Annotated in this window: 25 protein-coding genes; 6 read left to right on the forward strand and 19 right to left on the reverse strand. The window is 67.9% G+C overall.

Going from position 1 to position 14,896, the window contains the following annotated elements; genetic code table 11:
* Nucleotides 1–138 precede the first annotated feature (138 nt).
* On the forward strand, nt 139–864 hold the full coding sequence (locus CYAGR_RS08150; protein WP_015109326.1) for a GAF domain-containing protein: 726 nt from the start codon (nt 139–141) through the stop codon (nt 862–864).
* On the opposite strand, the gene CYAGR_RS08155 is transcribed toward CYAGR_RS08150, so the two are convergent.
* Nucleotides 841–2,316: a polysaccharide deacetylase family protein gene (locus tag CYAGR_RS08155; RefSeq protein ID WP_015109327.1), complete on the reverse strand. Its 1,476-nt coding sequence runs from the start codon at nt 2,314–2,316 to the stop codon at nt 841–843. The genes CYAGR_RS08150 and CYAGR_RS08155 overlap by 24 nt on opposite strands.
* A 152-nt stretch (nt 2,317–2,468) precedes the next feature.
* Between CYAGR_RS08155 and CYAGR_RS08160 the strand changes: the two genes are divergently transcribed.
* Complete coding sequence (locus CYAGR_RS08160; protein WP_015109328.1) at nt 2,469–3,074, forward strand: rhodanese-like domain-containing protein; 606 nt, start codon at nt 2,469–2,471, stop codon at nt 3,072–3,074.
* Nucleotides 3,075–3,171: 97 nt separating this feature from the next.
* Nucleotides 3,172–3,432 carry a hypothetical protein gene (locus CYAGR_RS08165; protein WP_015109329.1) on the forward strand — a complete coding sequence of 87 codons (261 nt, stop codon included), beginning with the start codon at nt 3,172–3,174 and terminating at the stop codon, nt 3,430–3,432.
* A 22-nt stretch (nt 3,433–3,454) separates the two neighbouring features.
* Here the strand turns inward: CYAGR_RS08165 and CYAGR_RS08170 are convergent, their stop codons facing one another.
* A complete protein-coding gene (locus CYAGR_RS08170) occupies nt 3,455–3,841 on the reverse strand; it encodes a cupin domain-containing protein (RefSeq protein WP_015109330.1) in 387 nt (128 codons plus the stop codon).
* 25 nt (nt 3,842–3,866) lie between these two features.
* Complete coding sequence (gene dcd / locus CYAGR_RS08175) at nt 3,867–4,391, reverse strand: dCTP deaminase (protein WP_015109331.1); 525 nt, start codon at nt 4,389–4,391, stop codon at nt 3,867–3,869.
* Between the two features lie 122 nt (nt 4,392–4,513).
* Here dcd and ahr point away from each other — a divergent pair, with 122 nt between their 5' ends.
* A complete protein-coding gene (ahr, locus tag CYAGR_RS08180; RefSeq protein WP_015109332.1) occupies nt 4,514–5,533 on the forward strand; it encodes an NADPH-dependent aldehyde reductase Ahr in 1,020 nt (339 codons plus the stop codon).
* 51 nt (nt 5,534–5,584) lie between these two features.
* Here the strand turns inward: ahr and CYAGR_RS08185 are convergent, their stop codons facing one another.
* The 14 genes from CYAGR_RS08185 to CYAGR_RS08245 all read right to left on the reverse strand — a co-directional run bounded on the left by CYAGR_RS08185 (nt 5,585) and on the right by CYAGR_RS08245 (nt 13,015).
* A complete protein-coding gene (locus CYAGR_RS08185) occupies nt 5,585–6,892 on the reverse strand; it encodes a hypothetical protein (RefSeq protein ID WP_015109333.1) in 1,308 nt (435 codons plus the stop codon).
* Nucleotides 6,882–8,432, reverse strand: coding sequence for a class I adenylate-forming enzyme family protein (locus tag CYAGR_RS08190; protein ID WP_015109334.1), 1,551 nt, complete (start codon nt 8,430–8,432; stop codon nt 6,882–6,884). The genes CYAGR_RS08185 and CYAGR_RS08190 overlap by 11 nt, the downstream gene beginning before the upstream one ends.
* Before the next feature lie 105 nt (nt 8,433–8,537).
* Complete coding sequence (locus tag CYAGR_RS19115) at nt 8,538–8,684, reverse strand: type II toxin-antitoxin system HicA family toxin (protein ID WP_342662051.1); 147 nt, start codon at nt 8,682–8,684, stop codon at nt 8,538–8,540.
* 2 nt (nt 8,685–8,686) lie between these two features.
* Nucleotides 8,687–8,899 carry a type II toxin-antitoxin system HicB family antitoxin gene (locus CYAGR_RS08195; RefSeq protein WP_043326863.1) on the reverse strand — a complete coding sequence of 71 codons (213 nt, stop codon included), beginning with the start codon at nt 8,897–8,899 and terminating at the stop codon, nt 8,687–8,689.
* A gap of 281 nt (nt 8,900–9,180) precedes the next feature.
* Nucleotides 9,181–9,564, reverse strand: a complete 384-nt coding sequence (locus CYAGR_RS08200; RefSeq protein ID WP_015109336.1) for a type II toxin-antitoxin system PemK/MazF family toxin — start codon at nt 9,562–9,564, stop codon at nt 9,181–9,183.
* Entirely contained in the window at nt 9,561–9,821 is a 261-nt protein-coding gene (locus tag CYAGR_RS08205) for an AbrB/MazE/SpoVT family DNA-binding domain-containing protein (protein WP_015109337.1), read from the reverse strand. Before CYAGR_RS08205 ends, CYAGR_RS08200 begins: the two co-directional genes overlap by 4 nt.
* Before the next feature lie 119 nt (nt 9,822–9,940).
* Entirely contained in the window at nt 9,941–10,303 is a 363-nt protein-coding gene (locus CYAGR_RS17055) for a HepT-like ribonuclease domain-containing protein (protein ID WP_015109338.1), read from the reverse strand.
* Nucleotides 10,300–10,605: a nucleotidyltransferase family protein gene (locus tag CYAGR_RS18715; protein WP_015109339.1), complete on the reverse strand. Its 306-nt coding sequence runs from the start codon at nt 10,603–10,605 to the stop codon at nt 10,300–10,302. The genes CYAGR_RS17055 and CYAGR_RS18715 overlap by 4 nt, the downstream gene beginning before the upstream one ends.
* A gap of 272 nt (nt 10,606–10,877) precedes the next feature.
* The gene (locus CYAGR_RS19575) at nt 10,878–11,180 is read right to left on the reverse strand and encodes a hypothetical protein (RefSeq protein ID WP_043325591.1); all 303 of its coding nucleotides are present in this window, start codon (nt 11,178–11,180) and stop codon (nt 10,878–10,880) included.
* Entirely contained in the window at nt 11,180–11,488 is a 309-nt protein-coding gene (locus tag CYAGR_RS19580) for a HepT-like ribonuclease domain-containing protein (RefSeq protein WP_015109341.1), read from the reverse strand. The genes CYAGR_RS19575 and CYAGR_RS19580 overlap by 1 nt, the downstream gene beginning before the upstream one ends.
* Nucleotides 11,489–11,528: 40 nt before the next feature.
* Nucleotides 11,529–11,795, reverse strand: a complete 267-nt coding sequence (locus CYAGR_RS08230) for a nucleotidyltransferase family protein (protein WP_015109342.1) — start codon at nt 11,793–11,795, stop codon at nt 11,529–11,531.
* Nucleotides 11,796–12,001: 206 nt separating this feature from the next.
* On the reverse strand, nt 12,002–12,211 hold the full coding sequence (locus tag CYAGR_RS18720) for an addiction module protein (protein WP_043325593.1): 210 nt from the start codon (nt 12,209–12,211) through the stop codon (nt 12,002–12,004).
* Between the two features lie 154 nt (nt 12,212–12,365).
* The gene (locus tag CYAGR_RS08240; protein ID WP_015109344.1) at nt 12,366–12,767 is read right to left on the reverse strand and encodes a type II toxin-antitoxin system VapC family toxin; all 402 of its coding nucleotides are present in this window, start codon (nt 12,765–12,767) and stop codon (nt 12,366–12,368) included.
* The gene (locus tag CYAGR_RS08245) at nt 12,767–13,015 is read right to left on the reverse strand and encodes a ribbon-helix-helix domain-containing protein (RefSeq protein ID WP_043325596.1); all 249 of its coding nucleotides are present in this window, start codon (nt 13,013–13,015) and stop codon (nt 12,767–12,769) included. The genes CYAGR_RS08240 and CYAGR_RS08245 overlap by 1 nt, the downstream gene beginning before the upstream one ends.
* On the opposite strand from CYAGR_RS08245, the gene CYAGR_RS17780 reads away from it, so the two are divergent.
* Nucleotides 13,010–13,627 (forward strand): HNH endonuclease, encoded by a 618-nt coding sequence (locus CYAGR_RS17780; RefSeq protein ID WP_245552489.1) that lies wholly within the window; start codon nt 13,010–13,012, stop codon nt 13,625–13,627. The two genes, CYAGR_RS08245 and CYAGR_RS17780, sit on opposite strands and share 6 nt — an antisense overlap.
* Nucleotides 13,628–13,640: 13 nt before the next feature.
* On the opposite strand, the gene CYAGR_RS17060 is transcribed toward CYAGR_RS17780, so the two are convergent.
* Together CYAGR_RS17060 and CYAGR_RS19485 are read right to left on the reverse strand one after the other, a co-directional pair.
* Nucleotides 13,641–13,874: a DUF4926 domain-containing protein gene (locus CYAGR_RS17060; protein WP_015109346.1), complete on the reverse strand. Its 234-nt coding sequence runs from the start codon at nt 13,872–13,874 to the stop codon at nt 13,641–13,643.
* Between the two features lie 3 nt (nt 13,875–13,877).
* Entirely contained in the window at nt 13,878–14,285 is a 408-nt protein-coding gene (locus tag CYAGR_RS19485) for a DUF6883 domain-containing protein (RefSeq protein WP_342662052.1), read from the reverse strand.
* Here CYAGR_RS19485 and CYAGR_RS08255 point away from each other — a divergent pair.
* Nucleotides 14,284–14,832: an HNH endonuclease gene (locus CYAGR_RS08255; RefSeq protein ID WP_043325598.1), complete on the forward strand. Its 549-nt coding sequence runs from the start codon at nt 14,284–14,286 to the stop codon at nt 14,830–14,832. The genes CYAGR_RS19485 and CYAGR_RS08255 overlap by 2 nt on opposite strands.
* The last annotated feature ends 64 nt before the right edge of the window (nt 14,833–14,896 follow it).

Below are 14,896 nucleotides of genomic sequence, written 5' to 3' on the forward strand. Positions count from 1 at the left end.
GGCACTGTCCTTGTCTACCCGGTCGCAACCCCTGTCGGTTGCGGCCGGGTGTACAGCGTCCGGGGGGGTAAGGAGATGTGAACCCCCCTCAGGCCCCCGAAAGGCCTTGCCTACGTTTGGGCAGGTGTAGGGATCTCCATGCGCGCGAACGTGGCTCCCCGCGAGGCGGCACGGCTGGAGGCCCTGAACGATTACCGCATCCTGGATACGGAGAGCGAGCCGTCATACGACGCCATCACCTTCCTGGCCGCCCAGCTCTGCGACGTGCCGATCGCCCTGATCAGCCTGGTGGATGCGGATCGTCAGTGGTTCAAGTCCCGGGTGGGTCTGGCGGCCAGCGAGACGAGCCGGGATGTGTCCTTCTGTGCCCACGCGATCCTTGGCGACCAGACCCTCGTGGTCAGGGATGCCCGGGTGGATGAACGCTTCCGGGACAATCCGCTGGTCTGCAGCGAACCCAACATCGTCTTCTACCTGGGGGTGCCCCTGTGCACGCCGTCGGGGGCCAAGATCGGCACGCTGTGCGTCATCGATCAACGGCCCCGGGAGCTCAGCGACCTGCAGATCCGCTCCCTCGAAACCCTGGCCCACCAGGTGGTGCTGCAGCTGGAACTGAAACGGATCTCCGACCAGCTGGCCGCGGCCCTGCAGCGCATCGAGGTGATGGAGACTCTGATTCCGATCTGCTCCTACTGCAAGGGCATCCGCAACGACCAGGGCTACTGGCAGACCGTGGAGTCCTTCATCAAGAGCCACGACAACGTCGAGTTCTCCCACGGCGTCTGCAATGCCTGCATGGCCAGGTACTTCCCCGAAGTGGCTCCGCTCCCGGAAGGGGATTCAGGCGAGGGCGCCCAGGGCTGAGGCGCCCCTGGCGATCGCCGCGTCGCCGCGCCGGTGGATCTCGCGGGCGTAGTCGGTCCAGGAGCCCTGGCCCCAGTAGCGGAAGCAGCTGGTTTCCAGCAGCAGCAGGTGGAGCAGGGCCTCCTGGTAGGGCTCGCTCCGGGTCACGGCGGGATCCTCGGCCACCAGGGGATCGAACACCTGGTGGAAGCGGGCGCTGAGCTGGTTCATCGGCTCCAGCACGTTGGCGTAGCCCTCCACCCAGCTGAGGTCGTTGGTCCAGGAGGCGCCGGCCATCGAGAAGGAGGGGTCGCCCGCCTGGAGCTCGGTGATGGCCGCCTCCACGGCCTGAGGGGTGGGGCTGCCGCCGACGCGCTGCCACAGCCGGTGCTGGCCTACCGCCTGGATCACCGGGAAGGCCGCGTCGCCCACCCCGGCCGCTTCGAGCAGTTCGAGGTACTCGCTGCCGTTGATCGCCACCGTGCCGGTACCATCCTGGGCCGCCAGGCGGCGGTGGGCCTGGAGGAAGGCGGGCGGGAACTCGTTCATCATCACGCCGCCGTTCTCCCCGTCGGCGATCTGGGCCACCAGCGCCGGCACCGATGTGCCGCCCAGGGGGAGCCGGCCCAGCCCCAGGGCCTCGTAGCAGGGCTGCATCTGGCCCACCAGCTTGGTGTCGGAGCCCTGGGTCTTGATCAGCGCCGTGATCGACACCTCCTCGCCGCTGGAGCTGCGGGCCACCAGCCGGTTGGGGAGGAGCGTCTGCTCCCGGCTGAGGCTGCTGCCGTCGGGGTTCTCGACGCTGTGCTCCTGCACCAGCAGCCAGCGGTAGCCGCCGTCGCGCAGGGCGCTCACGAAGGCGTAGAGCGTGTCGGGATGGTTGGGCAGGTGCATCTCCGGGGGGGAGAAGCCCTTGACCCGCTGCAGGGCCTCGCTGCCGAAGAGGGCCGCGAAGTGGTGCTGCCAGGCCAGGATCTGCAGCTTGAGGTCGGGGATCGGCGTGGAGGGGGCGACGGCATGGCTCCAGAACGTGCCGAGCCACTCCACATGGGGCACGACGGTGGGATCACAGGCCAGGAACCTGAGCGCCTCGAGGATGTCGGCTCGGCCCATCTGCTGGAACCCCCAGAGCAGATTGCCGGAGTAATCCAGCATGATCCGCGGGTTGGCGCCCTCGGCGATCAGCGCAGGGAGGAGGTCGGCCAGGCGCCGATAGCAGTGGGCAAAGGGTTCGGCGTTGTGGTTATCGCCCTCGCCGGGGTGCTCGAGCATGTACTGCAGGTGCGAGATCAGCGCACCGTCCGCCCCGGCGGGAATCGTGGGCTGGTGCATGTGCAGCGCACAGGCGAAGGCCGAGGTGATCGCCTCGAGCTGCAGGTTGCTGTGGGGCAGCGCCACGGGCCCGCTCTGCTGCACCAGGGCCAGGATCTCGGCTTCACGGCCGGCGATCGGCGGCAGGACATGGGGGGACATGGGGTTGCTGGGGTGCCTGCGCGCTGGGCAGGTCGTGACGGTCAGTCTGGGGGTCCGGGGCGAAGAGACAGGGCATGGGGGCACCGCCGCCGTGGCCGCCCCCGCGCCAGGCTGGATCCATGGAACGGCCGGAGCCAGGAGATCCCCCCGCCATGACGGCCCCGGGCCGGCGCCGGCGGGGGCGCGTGGTCCTCGCCGCCACGAGCGTCGCCGCCATGGCCGCCGTCGGGGTCGGGCTGGCGCTGCACGGGATTGGCGTGGGCCGCGGTGGGCCAGCCCAGGGCGCCTCCGACAGCGTGCTGGCGGGCGAGGTGGGGCGCCGCTACGGGGGCCTGAAGCGTCTGCTGTTTCCCGGCCAGCCGGAGATCTCCGTGGCCGATTGGCTGGCGCGGCCCAAGGACCGGCCGGCGGTGCTGGTCGATGTGCGCGAACCGCACGAACGGCGCGTCTCGATGCTGCCGGGTGCGATCGCCAAGGACGACTTCGAGCGCAACAGCGCCCGCTACCGCAGCTGGCTGGTGGTTCCGTACTGCACCATCGGCCTGCGCAGCGGCCTCTACACCCGTGAGCTCAGGGGCCGGGGCTTCGAGGTGCGCAACCTGGCGGGCAGCGCCCTGGCCTGGGCCCATGCCGGTCTGCCGTTCGAAGCCCAAGGCAAGGCCACCCGCCGGGTGCATGTCTTCAACGCCGACTGGAACCTGCTGCCCCGCGGCTATGAGCCCGTCGTCACGAAGGCACCGCCGGCCAGCGGCCCCTGAGGCCGATGAGCCCCAGATCCGATGCAGGGGGGCAAGGCCGGCCCACGGCGCCACCAGCGACCGACTCCTAGGGTCGGAACACGTGAGGAGCCGCCCGATGCAGAAGTCACCCTTCGCCCTCGCCGCTGGGCTCATGGCCCTGCCGTTGCTGACCACTGACCCGGCGCTGGCCCAGAAGCGGATTCCCAAGCTGCCGGGGTACAACGAATGTCCGTTGGGGTATGTGAACGACCTCAAGCAGCACTGCAACTCGCCGATCTACTACGAGGTGCGGCCTACCAACGGCAAACCCTGTCTCTCGGGCTGGATGAACATCGGGGCGGGCTACTGCAAGAAGAAGACACTGGGGATTTTCTGATCGAGAGGCTCCCGGGGCGCTGTCATGGGTCCGGGTGGCTGGGTAACGGCTGGCTGGGTAACGGCGGGCGGCGGAACGGCGGCCGATCCTCCTCACAGATCACCAGCAGCAGGGTGTCTTCCAAGGCGGTTTCCGTGTGGGTGTCGCCGGGCTCCACGAAGTAGTAACTACCGGCATCGATGATGTGGGGATCTTCGCCATGAGCCTGCACCTGCATCGCACCCTGCACCACGAACACCTGGCACCAACAGGCATGGTGATGGCGTGGAATCGTCAGGCCCTGCGGCATCCGGTAGAGGCCCGATTCCACGTTGTGGTCGCCTTCCCAGAGGCGGCAGGCCTGCATCGGCACCCCCCGCACATCGATCGGGTGCCACTGCTGGGCGTCGGTGGGGACGTAGCGGGTCATCGGCGGCGAGGCGGCGGTGGGTGGCTCAGAACGAATCTTCCGTCTGGCCGGCGAAGCGGCCGGTGTAGCTCTCGATGCCCTGCAGCTTCTGGAACACGAACTGGCAGATCGCCGTGCCGGGATGCACCGCCAGGGGAGCGGGGCCGAAGTTGCTCATCTCCAGCACCTGCTGGCTGTCGATCCCCGGCCCCATGAAGGGGGCGCTGATATGCACCATCAGGCCCAGCCGCGCGAAACGGCTGCGGCCCTCCAGCCAGCCGCAGAGGCCGGGGCCGAGGCGCAGCCGCTCCTGGGTGATCCCGAGCACCGTCTCGCCCGGCATGATCAGGATGTGCCGGCCCTCGGGTACTTCGATCTTCTCGGTGAGCTGCCTGTAGTCGGTGTTCTCGCCCACCTCGATCACCTCATGCACCTTGCGGAAGACGCGGAAGGTGCGGGCCAGGGTGAGGTCGAGGGAGGCCGGGCCCAGCCGCTCGGGGGCGAAGGGCGTGACCCCGATCGTGCCCGCTTCAATCGCCTGCAGGATCGCCTCTCTGCCGAGAACGCTCATGTCTTTCCCTGGGCACAGGCGAGCGTGGATTGTCTCAGGCGGACGGCCTGCAGGGGCCATGGTGGTGCGGACATGGGCTGGACAGGGCTTCCTAGGCTCGGCAGGGCCGCTCGGGAAATTCCATGACCGCACCGATCCAGGCCCTCGCCGCCCCCGGCGCCGGGCAACCGCTTGAGCCCTTCAGCTACACCCCAGGCCCCTTGGGCAGCGAGGAGGTGGAGATCGCCGTCGAGAGCTGCGGCATCTGCCATAGCGATCTCTCCATGCTCGACAACGACTGGGGCATGACCGCCTATCCGTTTGTTCCCGGCCACGAAGTGATCGGGCGGGTGGTCGCCCTCGGGGAGCACACCAAGCGCCTGAGCATCGGTGACCGGGTGGGTCTCGGCTGGTTCTCTGGCAGTTGCGGTGCCTGCGATCAATGCCTCTCCGGCAACCAGAACCTCTGCCTCAAAGCCGAGGCCACCATCGTCGGGCGTCACGGCGGCTTCGCCACACGGGTGCGGGCCGCGTGGACCTGGGTGTCTCCCCTGCCGGACGGGATCGACAGCGAGAAGGCAGGCCCGCTGCTCTGCGGCGGCATCACCGTCTTCAACCCGATCGTGGAGCTCGGCATCCAACCCACCGACAGCGTGGCGGTGATCGGGATCGGCGGGCTGGGTCACATGGCCCTGAAGTTTCTGAGGGCCTGGGGATGCGACGTCACCGCCTTCACCACCAGCGATTCGAAACGGGAGGAAGCGCTTCAGCTGGGCGCCCATCGCACCTTGAACTCCCGCAACGCCGAGGAACTGGCCCAGGCGGCGAGCAGCTTCGACTTCATCCTCAACACCACCAACGCCAACCTCGACTGGAACACCTACATCGCCGCCCTCAAACCCAAGGGCCGGCTGCACACCGTGGGGGCCGTCCCTGAACCGATCGCCCTGGCCGCCTTCCCGCTGATCCTCGGGCAGAAGAGCCTCTCCGGCTCGCCCCTGGGCAGCCCATCCACCACCGACAAGATGCTGCAGTTCAGCTGCCGCCACGGCATCGCCCCCACCACGGAGTTCTTCCCGATGTCGCGGGTCAATGAAGCCCTCGATCACCTGCGCTCCGGCAAAGCCCGCTACCGCATCGTGCTGATCAACGATCTGGGCTGAAGCGCGCCTGCAGCGGCTTGGTCTGCGCCGTGGTGGCACCCGCATGGGGCCTCAGGCGGTCGGCCGGGGTCCCCGGTCCAGGCCGTCGATGGTCTGCTCCAGCAGGTCGCGGCCGCTGTCGTACACGACCCGCGGCGCCGGCCGACCGGCCTCCGTGGCGCCCAGACGGCGGGCGGCGGCACGGCGGAGCTTCAGCTGGGGATCGGCGTTGCGGGCCGCCCGGGCCCAGGCCTGGCGGCGACGATTGCGGGCCGCGATGGCACGGTTGCGCCAGAACTGCAGCGGCAGGCGGGCCAGGGGCAGGAGCAGCAGCAACAGGGCGTAGCCGATGGCGAATCGCGCCAGCCAGGCCACCGGGGGCAGCCAGGCGGGGGAGATCGCCAGCAGCCACGGCGAGAGCACCAGCAGGGCCCCGACAGCGATTCCATAGGCGATCCTTTGCCCGGCTCCGGCCCGGCTGAAGCGAAAGGCCCGTTCGCGCAGGGGCGGCACCGGCCCATCCACGCCGGCGGCGCGGGCGGGCAGGGAGGGGAAGCCATAGATCAGGTCCCCGTCCTCACTCACCTCGGGGCGGCCGTCGAAGCGCAGCAGCACCGGCAGCATGGCGGCATCGGCGAGGTCGCGGCGGCGGTCGGGATCGGAGGGGCAGTCGGGCAGATCGAGCAGCGGGGCGAGGTCCTCGGCGATCACCACGCCACCGCGCTGGCGCAGGAAGGCGGCAATGCGGCGCCAGCGCAGCGGCTCGAGGCGGGCATTGGGATCGCCATCGCCGAACAGGATCGAGAAGACGGCGCTCAGGAAGCCCAGGGAGGCCGGATCAGCGCCCTCACCGGGCAGGTCCCAGAGCAGGCTCCACAGCTGCTGCGGCGAGACGGAGGCGGAGCCCTGGCGCGCCGGGGCCCGGAGGCCGGAGGCGAGCAGATCCAGGAGGGAGAGGGGCACCTGGGCGAGCCCCTGCAGCAACGCCAGGCCGGCATCGTCGGCGTCGTCGCTGGTGAACAGCCGCACGATCAGCAGCACCGACAGGATGACCACCACCAGGGTGGTGACCAGCACCAGCACCAGCCCGAAACTGAGCCGGATCAGGCGGGCGGCCAGGCGCAGGGACGCCTGCAGCCGGGCCTGCAGGCGCCGGCGGCCGCTGAGGGCCAACAGCCGCATCCGCAGCGCAGGAGGAAAGACGAACAGCAGGGTGCCGTCCTCGGCCACCTGCAGGCGACCGGACACGTCGGCCACCAGGGCCAGCAGCCCCGGCTCCACCTCCTGCAGGGACAGGCCGGTGCCTGCGGCCACCTCGCCGACGCTGCAGCGGCGCCCGCGGTTGCCGATCCAGTCGAGCAGGGCGGCCTCAACCGTCATGCAGCCCATCCGTCGCCAGCCGCCGCAGGGCCAGCCGGTCGGTCTTGCCCACCGGGGTGAGGGGCAGCTCCTCGAGCACGCAGATCTCCTCCGGCGCCTTGTAACCCACCCGGGCCCGGGCAAAGGCGATCAGTTCGGCTTCGCTGGGGGCAGGCTGGTCGTGGCGGAGGGTCAGGTAAGCGCGCACGTTCTCGCCGTGCACCGGGTCCTGGATGCCGATCACCCCCACCAGATCCACGGCCGGATGTTCAGAGAGCGCCTCCTCCACCTCCTGGGGGCAGATGTTGGAGCTGTCGTGGACGATGATCTGCTTGCGGCGGCCGCAGAACCAGAAGAAGCCGTCGGCGTCGACCCGCATCTCATCGCCGCTGTCGAGCCAGCCCTGCTGGATGGTGTCGGCGGTGGCCTGGGGGTTGTCCCAGTAGCCCACCATCATCGAAGGCGCCTGAATCCAGAGGCGTCCCTGCTCGCCTTGGGCCACCTCGGTGCCATCCTCGTGACGCAGGCTGGCGCTGAACCCCGGGCAGAGCCGGCCGACGGAGCCGATCCGGTTCGGGCCGGAGGGGGGCGCCAGGGTGGTGTAGCCGATCTCGCTCATGCCGAAGCATTCGTCGATGCCGAAGCCGGCGGCCCGGCGGAACTCCTCCTGCAGCTGATGGGGCACCTTGTCGCCGCCGCTGATGCAGAGACGCACCGAGCCCAGATCCGTCGGCAGCAGCCGTGCATCCCGCACCAGCTCGAACAGGGCGGCGGGCAGCATCAGCAGCACCGAGGGCCGGTGGCGCCGCAGCAGGGTTTCCACGGTGGCTGCATCGATGCGGCTGGCGATCGCGGCGGAGGCGCCGGCGGCCAGTGCCGCCAGGACGAGGGCCGAAGAGGCGATGTGGGCCAGGGAGCTGCCGGCCAGCACCTCCTCCCCGGCCCGCAGTTCGCTGGCCTGGATCAGGGAGGTGAGCACGGCGGCGAAGCTGGCCCGACTGTGGGTCACGCCCTTGGGCCGGCCGGTGCTGCCGGAGGTGAAATAAATGAAGGAGGGCTCATCGCCGGCCAGCACAGGCCAGGGCGGATCGTCGCCGGCGGTGGGGGCCGCGGCGAGCAGGGGCTCGAAACCGGAAGGATCGTCAATGCGGTGGCAGCCGCGGGGCAGCTGGCCCGCCACGGCGCTGGCCTGCACATCGGCCAGCCGTTCGCCGTGGAACACCAGGGCCGCGGCGCCGCTCACCGTCAGCGCATGGTCGATCTCCGGGGGCACATAGCGGTAGTTGAGGGGGGTGAGCACCAGGCCGCTGCGCAGGCCGGCCAGGTAATGGACGACCAGCTCCACCCGGTTGGGGATCAGGGAGGCGAGCCGGTCACCCCGCTGCAGGCCCAGCCGCTGGTAGGCCCGGGCCAGCTGCTCCGCCTGCCGGTCGAGCTCGGCCCAGCTGAGGCTGTGGTCCAGATCCTGCAGCGCCGGTGCCGCCGGATCGCCCCCCAGGCCGGCCTCCAGGAGGCGGGTCAGGTCGACCAGTGGGGCCAGGGGCGGACCGTGGTATGGCATGGAATGCCGTAAGCCCGCCCACTCTGGCAGCGGTTTGGTGTGCGGTCGCCGCCATGGCGGCAGTGTGTCCTGATGGGAGGGGGCTGCATGGGGGCAGACCATCATCTAAGGAACGAGCGTGAGGTTCGTGGTGCAGCGTCCGCGAGCATCACGAAACTGCAGATGGGAGCCGCGTTGACGAACCACATCGAAGCCCAGTCTCCGAAGGATGTCCGCCACCTCGGAAGACTTGAGGACGGGGGTTGAGCCCACGTTCAGGCCGGCACCACGATCTGCTGCAGGCCCACGAAGTCGCTCTCGAGGGCCGGCTCGCCGTCCTCGAGGAGCATGGCGATCACCTCCTGGAGGTTGGCCTGCAGTTCGTCGAGGGCCTCCCCCTGGCTGTGGGCGCCAGGGAAGCCAGGGACGTAGCCCACAAGCAGTCCCGTGTCCGCACAGCGCTCGATGACGGCGGAGAACGTGCGCACAGCCTCTGCTTCTTTCAGAGGATTCATCGTAGGCAACCTGCCAGGTCTGGCCGAGGGGGGTGATGGAGGGAATGGCATCGCGACAGGGCTTCTCCTCCACAAGTGCCACCCCCCTCCGCCACCTTCGAGCGCCTGCGCGCCTACATCACCAAACGCAGGGGCATGAGCCCCATCGACCAACCGCTGATGCCCGTGGAGTCGCTGGGCCGGCGCAGCCACGCCCTCAAAACTCAAAGCTGCCGGCCAGGTCTTCGATCGAGCGTCGACCGGCGTGCCATGGCTCAGACGACAAACCCAAGGATCTGTCCCACAATCGCCACCGCCTCCTCCAGGTGGGAGTCGCTCAGTCGCCCGATCGGATGCGGGCGAGCGCCCCTGGCGCGCCAGTCGAAGGATTTGAGCTGCTGGCAGAGCACATAACTGTGGGAACCCGGCCGATCGGGGATGGGGCCCAGGTCCACAGCAAGGGTGTAGCCACGGTTGTAAGGAGCTGTGGTCATCGCGCAGCCCACCACCAGGCCCACGGTGGAATGGAAGGAAGCGGTGGAGAGCACCGCAAAGGGATGGTGATCCTTCATCTCGCGGCCGGCCTGGGGGTTGTGGTCGATCCAGATCACATCGCCGCGATCGGGAACCCAACCATGGACGGCACGGCGGGGACTCACTCGACGACCTCAGCCCCCACCGGACGGAAGGCCATGGCCTCCGTGGGTTCGCCAGCCATGGGCTCGTACGCCGCCAGACGTTCGGCCAGAGACAGACGATGCTGCACCGGCCGGATCATCACGCCTCCCTCCACAACGGAGAGTTCCACGGCCTGATCCACCTGAAGCTGAGCCTCACGGGCGATGGAAGCGGGCAACCGGATGCCGAGGCTGTTGCCCCAGCGGCGCAGGGCCTGGCGGGAAGGGGTGGCAGCCATGAAAATGAGGTGTATAGACAGAAGTGTAGACGCCTCAAGCGGTTGGGGCGGCACAGCAAGAAGGGATCCCAGCAGGGGCTCCCGCCTGATGGGCCGCCCAAGGCCCAAAGCCCACCAAATCATTGGCTCTGCCGCAAAGCCCGAACAGCCGCGATCCGTTGAGGCAGGGATTGCTCACAGATCAGCAACACCTGTTCACTGTCGAGATCGAAGTACTGATGGGCGATCACATCGCGAAATCCCATGGCTCCCTTCCAATCCACCGAAGGGAATTCAGCCTGCAGAAGCCCAGGCCACTGGCGTTCGAAACGTTTGAGAGCCTCTCCGATCGCCAGGAACTGCATGCAGATCACGTCAAGCAGATCTCGTCCCAGTTCCGAATCGACTTGTGAGGGATCCTGCAAGAGAGGCTGACTCTTGCTACTGTCACGTTCAAGGGCAGCCAGAAGGTCATCCAGCAACGGGCTGGAGCCATCCGTCATGGCTGCAGGCCTTCGGCGAGGATGCGCTGCTTGAGGGAGGGGTTCATGCGCTCGCGCAAGAGAACCACATCCACAGAGGTGCTCAGCAACGTTTCCAGCTCCTGCTTGAGGTGCACCAGGGCATAGGGGGTGAGCGGATCCAGCCGCACCCACACGTCGACATCGCTGTCGGGACGGGCGTCGCCGCGGGCCACCGAGCCAAAGACGCCGATATCCACGACGTGGAAGCGCTTTTGCCAGTCGCCACGATGGAGCCGCAGGGTGCTGAGCACCTGTTCGGTCCGTGGGCTGGAGCTGGCCATCGGGGTTCCGATCTGGATGCCATTCTGCCGGGAGGGTGTCCGGGCTGCACCGCGGCCCTGGGTTGCTGCGAGCGTGGGTCGGGGGCTGGGGCGGCACACCACCCCCCGGAGCCGGGTGGGCTGCAGCCGCAGCACGCTCACGCCAGAGGCGATCCCAGAAGGAGCGATGGCCTGACGGGCCGCCCAAAACCAAACCTGGCCCGGTCGCCAGGCAGCCGCCAGCATCGCTCCATGCCCCCGCCCCCCTCCGCCACCTACCAACGCCTGCGCGCCTACATCGCCGAACGCATGCGCATGAGCCCCATCGACCAACCGCTCATGCTCCTAAGGCTGCTCAGCCGCCGCAGCCCGGCCCCAGCGCATGACGCGGCCCTGCGGATCCTGGGCAGCCCATGGTGGGCAAGGTGCTCACCGGCAACGGCATCACCGCCTACGGCAACGGCGCCTACAGCCTGATCGGCGGCGGCGAGCTGAGCGACGCCGAGCGCGACGCGCTGCAGCAGCTGTGCCGCCAGCGCCTCGATGCCTTCCGCGCGCAGCGCGGCAAGGAGGAGTTTGCGCACCTCAGCAGCCATCAAAGCTCAGCCTCAATCACTTGGACCAACTGGTCAGCCAGGGCTGGAATGCTCTCGGAAACAATCTGCCAGATGGTGTCTTCTTCCAGGCCGAAGTAGGCATGCGCCAGAACATCGCGGAGGCCAGCAATGCGTCGCCAAGGCACCTGGGGGTGCCGCTCACGGACCCCCGGCGGGATCTGCTTCGCCGCTTCACCAAGAACCTCCAGGTTGCGGAGTACGGCGTCAACCAACATCTCGTCAGCAAGAAAGTGCTGCCGGGTGAGTCCCTGGCTGTATCGGAGCACTTTGGAGAAGCACAGCTGCATGTCCTGGAGGAACAGCGACCAATTACGGGCAGTCCCCCCTTCAGGCAAGAGGAATGGCCTCCTGCTCGATCCGCTGCCGAAGTTCAGGGCGAAGACCACGGCGCGTCACCAGGTCCACCCGGGCGCTGAGCAGGTCTTCCAGCGCCAGCTTGAGGTCCATGTACTGCTCAAAACTGGGGCTGGAGGGGACATCCACCAGGAGGTCCACGTCGCTCTGCAGCCCTGCCGCCCCGTGGATCACAGAGCCGAAAACGCGAAGATCCTGGCCACCGTGGGCGGCTGTGAGCGCGAGCAGCTCAGGGCCCATCTGCCTGAGCCGCTGAAGCGTGGGTGGCTGTCTGGGATCCATGGCTCCCATTCTGCTGTCCGCCACTGGCTCCCACCCCTTCCGCGCCCAGCAGCGGTGCGTTCAGGTGCGCTGCTGCCAGCGGCGGAGATCCTGGCGGCCGTATCAGCGCTGGGTCGCCAGTAGATCCTCGACCGCCTCCGGCAGGAAGCGAACCGGGCGCATGGTCAGCCGAGGCCGAGCTGGCTCCGCACCTCATCCCAGGGCACAGCCGCTTCGGGGTTGTCGCGATGGGTCGCCCAGCGCCGGTCGAGCTCGGCGCGGAGGGGAGGGTCGACCGGCAGCGCCCCATCTCGGGACTGGTCATCGAGGCTGTCCCATAGGGCGATCGCCAGGGCCAGCCGCTCGTTCTGGGGCAGTTGCAGCAGGTCAGACATGGGCGTCATTGCCACTCCCACCGGCAAGAAGTCCATCGTAAGCGCGGTCGAAGCCGGGCAAAGGGACTGGAGAGATGGATGCCATGGCACGTGAGCTTCTCCTCCACCAGTGCCACCCCCTGTCACACCCCAGCGGCTCAGGGCCTGCTCAGGATCACCCTCCCTTCGCATAGGGAACCAGCACATTGGCCAGCATCGGGAAATGGCGCCGATTGAGCGTGGCCAGAGTTGCTCCGCCAGCCTGCACACTCGCGGCAATCAGGGCATCCGCGAGGCCCGTGCCATGGCTGCGGCCGTACTGACGGCGCAACAGCCCCGCCTTCATCGCCGCCTCCTTCTCCAGCGGCAGCACTTCGAAGGCCGACACAAAGGCATCCAACCGCTGGCGCTCCACCCCCTCGCGCACACCCACGTACAGCTCAGCGATCGACACCACAGAGGCCGCCAGGGGCTGATCGCAGCCTTCCAGGAACGCCACCGCCAGGGGCTGATCGCGGAGATAGTCGATCAAGACATCCGTGTCGATGACGAGCAAGCCGTTCGCGGCGGACGCCATCAGCCGCCTTCGGGGGGGATGCGGTCAAGTTCCTGGCGCAACTTCAGCCCATCCAGCGGACCAGGTCCGGCTGCCCAGAGGCCCCTTCCCTGTCGAAGCTTGGCGAGCCGCTCTTCAGGCTGTTTGTTCTCCAGAAAGCGATCGATGGCTTCACGGATCAGGGCGCTCTGGCTGCGTCCGCTGCGTTGGGCCAGGGCCAACAGGCCTTGCCGCTCCGGCTCCGACAGGTAGATCTGGGTGCGTTGCATGGCCAACCGCCTGGTGTATACACCATACACCGCAGGCATGGACAATCACGAACGACTGGCCGTGATGGCTGCAACCGCCTCACGCCCACACCAGAAGGGATCCCATCAGGGGCGCCTGCCGGCCGGGCCGCCCAAAACCAAACCTGGCCCGGTCACCCGGCAGCCGCCAGCGGCAACGGCGCCTACAGCCTGATCGGCGGCGACGAGCTGAGCGACGCCGAGCGCGACGCGCTGCAGCAGCTGTGCCGCCAGCGCCACGATGCCTTCCGCGAGCAGCGCGGCGAGGAGGTGTTTGCCCACCGCTCGCGAAACCGCACCCCGATCAGCGGTTCAGTGAAATACCGGGTTCTCACCCGCGCCCGGGGCCGCTGCGAGTGCTGCGGCACGCATGAGCACCAGCGGGCCCTGGAGGTGGACCACATCGTCCCAAAAAACCAGGGCGGCTCCGACGCCATCAGCAACCTGCAGGCGATCTGCTTCCGCGGTGTACAGGCCAGCTACGCCCACCGCAAAGCGGGCTGCGTGTTCTGCGCGCAGGAGGGCAGCGGCCGGGTGCGGATCAAGCGCACAGTATGGAGAGCCCATCGCCGAGCGGATGCTTGGGGTCGCTAAGCACCTCCAAAGCTCAAGGCTTGGCCGTAGCCAATGAACGCACAGCGATCAGATCCTGATCACCAATCGCTCGGAGGCTGCTGCTTGAAAGCGTCAACAGCGATTGGGTGCGTCCCGATGCAGCGACAAACTCAACCTCGACATTTTCAGGATCGTGAATTGCTACGACAGCACCGAGATCGCCCAACTGCAGACCAGAATCAGGTATGTCGTGGGTGAGAGCAACTGTCTGGTGCAAGACGAACATGACTTACTCCGGAAATGCGGTGACGAGCCTTGGCTGATTGGAGTGATCGGGGATCAGCCAGACCGTTCTGAATGGTCTGGCTGATCCATTCGGGCCTTTCAACGTAGCACTGATGACTACTTTCATCCCGTAGGCGCTCATCTCGATCCGCTGAACCGTCCCAGTCTGGCCATGGTGGAGCAGATCATCACGGAGTCGTGTCCAGGATTCAACGGTGTAGCCGAGTGAACGAAAGACCCTGGCCTTGAAACGACCAACTGGATGCGTGTCTGAGAGCAGATAGTCGCAGATCTTGGCTTCATCAACGATCGCGTGGTCTGCATGGGGGAGCATTTGTGGGCCAGGGTGATCGCCGGGGCTTCTCTTCCACCAGTGCCACCCCCCGTCACACCCCAGCCAGGATTCCCCCATGCCGCCACCCCCCTCCGCCACCTACCAGCGCCTGCGCGAGACCATCGCCAAGCAGATGCGCATGAGCCCCATCGACCAACCCCTCATGCTCATGGAGCTGCTGGGCCGCCGCAGCCCGGCCCCAGCGCAGGACGTAGCCCGGCGGATCCTGGGCGAAGACGTGACCCAGGTCGACGACTACACCGAACGGGTGAAGCGGATGGTGGGCCGGGTGCTCACCGGCAACGGCATCACCGCCTACGGCAACGGCGCCTACAGCCTGATCGGCGGCGACGCGCTGCAGCAGCTGTGCCGCCAGCGCCTCGACGCCTTCCGCGAGCAGCGCGGCGAAGAGGTGTTCGCCCACCGCAGCAGCCAACGCAGCCCGATCAACGGCTCTGTGAAATACAGAGTCCTTGCCCGTGCCCGGGGCCGCTGCGAGTGCTGCGGCGCGCACGAGCACCAGCGCGCCCTGGAGGTGGACCACATCATCCCGAAGAACCAGGGCAGCTCAGACGCCATCACCAACCTGCAGGCGCGCTGGAGGGCAGCGGCCGGGTGCTGCTAGAGAACGAGCTGGCGCTCTACATCGCCGAGGCCTACCCGGTGAGCGAGGGGCACAGCCTGGTGAT

The sequence above is a fragment of the Cyanobium gracile PCC 6307 genome (assembly GCF_000316515.1).
In the GTDB taxonomy this organism is placed as follows: domain Bacteria; phylum Cyanobacteriota; class Cyanobacteriia; order PCC-6307; family Cyanobiaceae; genus Cyanobium; species Cyanobium gracile.